This is a genomic window from Streptomyces sp. WM4235, assembly GCF_001279725.1.
Taxonomy (GTDB): Bacteria; Actinomycetota; Actinomycetes; order Streptomycetales; family Streptomycetaceae; genus Streptomyces.
Window position 1 is genome coordinate 1 of record NZ_LGDE01000157.1, and the last position, 2,033, is coordinate 2,033.

At 73.4% G+C, this 2,033-nt stretch carries 3 protein-coding genes and 1 pseudogene; 3 read left to right on the forward strand and 1 reads right to left on the reverse strand.

Features of this window, described 5'->3' with window-relative positions; all coding sequences use genetic code 11:
- The 3 genes and pseudogenes from ADK55_RS13850 to ADK55_RS13860 form a co-directional block, all read left to right on the forward strand.
- Positions 1-190, forward strand: a pseudogene (locus ADK55_RS13850) (NAD-binding protein); the annotation flags it as partial.
- A gap of 8 nt (positions 191-198) precedes the next feature.
- The gene (locus tag ADK55_RS13855) at positions 199-981 is read left to right on the forward strand and encodes an enoyl-CoA hydratase (RefSeq protein WP_053678534.1); all 783 of its coding nucleotides are present in this window, start codon (positions 199-201) and stop codon (positions 979-981) included.
- Positions 982-1,159: 178 nt separating this feature from the next.
- Entirely contained in the window at positions 1,160-1,786 is a 627-nt protein-coding gene (locus ADK55_RS13860; RefSeq protein WP_199826514.1) for an alpha-ketoglutarate-dependent dioxygenase AlkB, read from the forward strand.
- A gap of 54 nt (positions 1,787-1,840) precedes the next feature.
- Here the strand turns inward: ADK55_RS13860 and ADK55_RS13865 are convergent.
- Positions 1,841-2,033: hypothetical protein (locus ADK55_RS13865; protein ID WP_159041390.1), on the reverse strand; the 193-nt coding region annotated here is incomplete at its 5' end.

Sequence of the window (2,033 nt, forward strand, 5' to 3'; positions counted from 1 at the left end):
GCTCATGGCGAAGGACCTGGGGCTCGCCGCCGACGCCCTGCGCGCGGGCGGCATCGACGCCGGACTCGGCGGGCGGGCCCCCGAAATGTACGCCGCGTTCGCCGAAGGGGAAGGGGCCACACAGGACTTCTCCGGAATCGTCCACGCCCTGCGCGCCACCACCACGGACCGGAACGGACCCGCCTCGTGACCGACCACGTGACCGACACCGCCCACGAAACGATCCTCGTCGAGCGCACGGGGCGCACCGCGCTGCTCACCCTCAACCGCCCCGAGGCGCTCAACGCCCTCAACCTCACGGTCATGAACGAGGTCGTGGCCGCCACCGAGGCCCTCGACCGGGACCCCGACATCGGCTGCATCGTCCTCACCGGTTCGACGAAGGCCTTCGCGGCCGGCGCGGACATCAAGGAGATGCAGCCGCAGGGGTACATGGACATGTACCTCAGTGACTGGTTCACCGCCTGGGACCGGCTCGGCGACCTCCGCACGCCGACCGTCGCCGCCGTCTCGGGGTACGCCCTCGGCGGCGGCTGCGAGCTGGCGATGCTCTGCGACATCCTGCTCGCCTCCGACACCGCCGTCTTCGGGCAGCCGGAGATCAAACTCGGCGTCATCCCCGGCATCGGCGGATCCCAGCGACTGACCCGCGCCGTCGGCAAGGCCAAGGCGATGGAGCTCTGCCTGACCGGCCGGACCATGGACGCCGTGGAGGCGGAGCGGGCCGGACTGGTCTCCCGCGTCGTCCCGGCCGCCGACCTCCTCACCGAGGCCCTCGCCGTCGCCGCGGCGGTGGCGGGAATGTCCGCGCCCGTCGCCATGATGGCGAAGGAGGCCGTGAACCGGGCCTTCGAGACCACCTTGGCCGAAGGCGTCCGCTTCGAACGGCGGCTGTTCCACGCGGTGTTCGCGACGGCCGATCAGAAGGAGGGCATGAGCGCCTTCGTGGACAAGCGCGCGGCGGGGTTCACCCACCGCTGACCCGGGGAGCGGGACCGGCCCGTCAGTGGGCCGGCCCCGTGCGGGCGCGCGGGCCTTCCGTGCGGGCGCGCGTCCGGGCCGAGGTCCACCCGTGCCGACGCGCGGGGCCCTACGCGGGCCGGCAAGCCCCGACACGCTATTCGAGCAGATGTTCGGTTCTGCGGGTACGCTGGAAACCATGCACGCGCTCCAGGGCTCCCTCTTCGACCAGGCCGACGACATCCGGATCGGCCCGCTCACGGAACTGCGCCGCACGGAGCTGGGGGCCGGCGCCTGGGTCGATCACCTGCCCGGCTGGCTGTCCGGCTCCGACGCGCTGTTCGAGCGACTCGCCGCCGACGTTCCCTGGCGCGCCGAGCGCCGCCGGATGTACGAACGGGACGTGGACGTACCCCGGCTGCTCGCCTTCTACGGGGCCGGCGATCCACTCCCGCACCCCGTGCTCACCGACGCCCGCTCGGCACTGACCGGCCACTACGCCCCCGAACTGGGGGAACCGTTCGTGACGGCCGGGCTGTGCCTCTACCGGGACGGCAAGGACAGCGTCGCCTGGCACGGCGACCGGACCGGCCGCTCCGCGACCGAGGACACCATGGTCGCCATCGTCTCCGTGGGAGACCCCCGCGACCTGGTGCTGCGCCCGCGCGACGGCGGCCCGACCCTGCTGCGGCTGCCGCTGGGGCACGGCGACCTGGTGGTCATGGGCGGCTCCTGCCAGCGCACCATGGAGCACGCGGTGCCCAAGTCCACCCGCGCCGTCGGACCCCGCGTCAGCGTCCAGTTCCGTACCCGCGGCGTCATGTGACGCCGGGGCCCCGCCGACCGATGGGGCCCCGGCTCGCCCGGTCGCCCGCCCGGCTCAGCCGCGCGGCCACTCGTACGTCGTGATCAGCCGCTCCAACACCGGCGAGGGCCCCGTGCCGAGCAGCAGACAGGCCTCCAGTCCGGCGGCGAACGACGAGCGGGGCAGGCTCGTGACCCGGCCCAGCCGCGCCTTCGTGCTGATGCCGAGCAGGCCACCGTCGAGGACGTGGTGCCAGACCTCGGCGTAC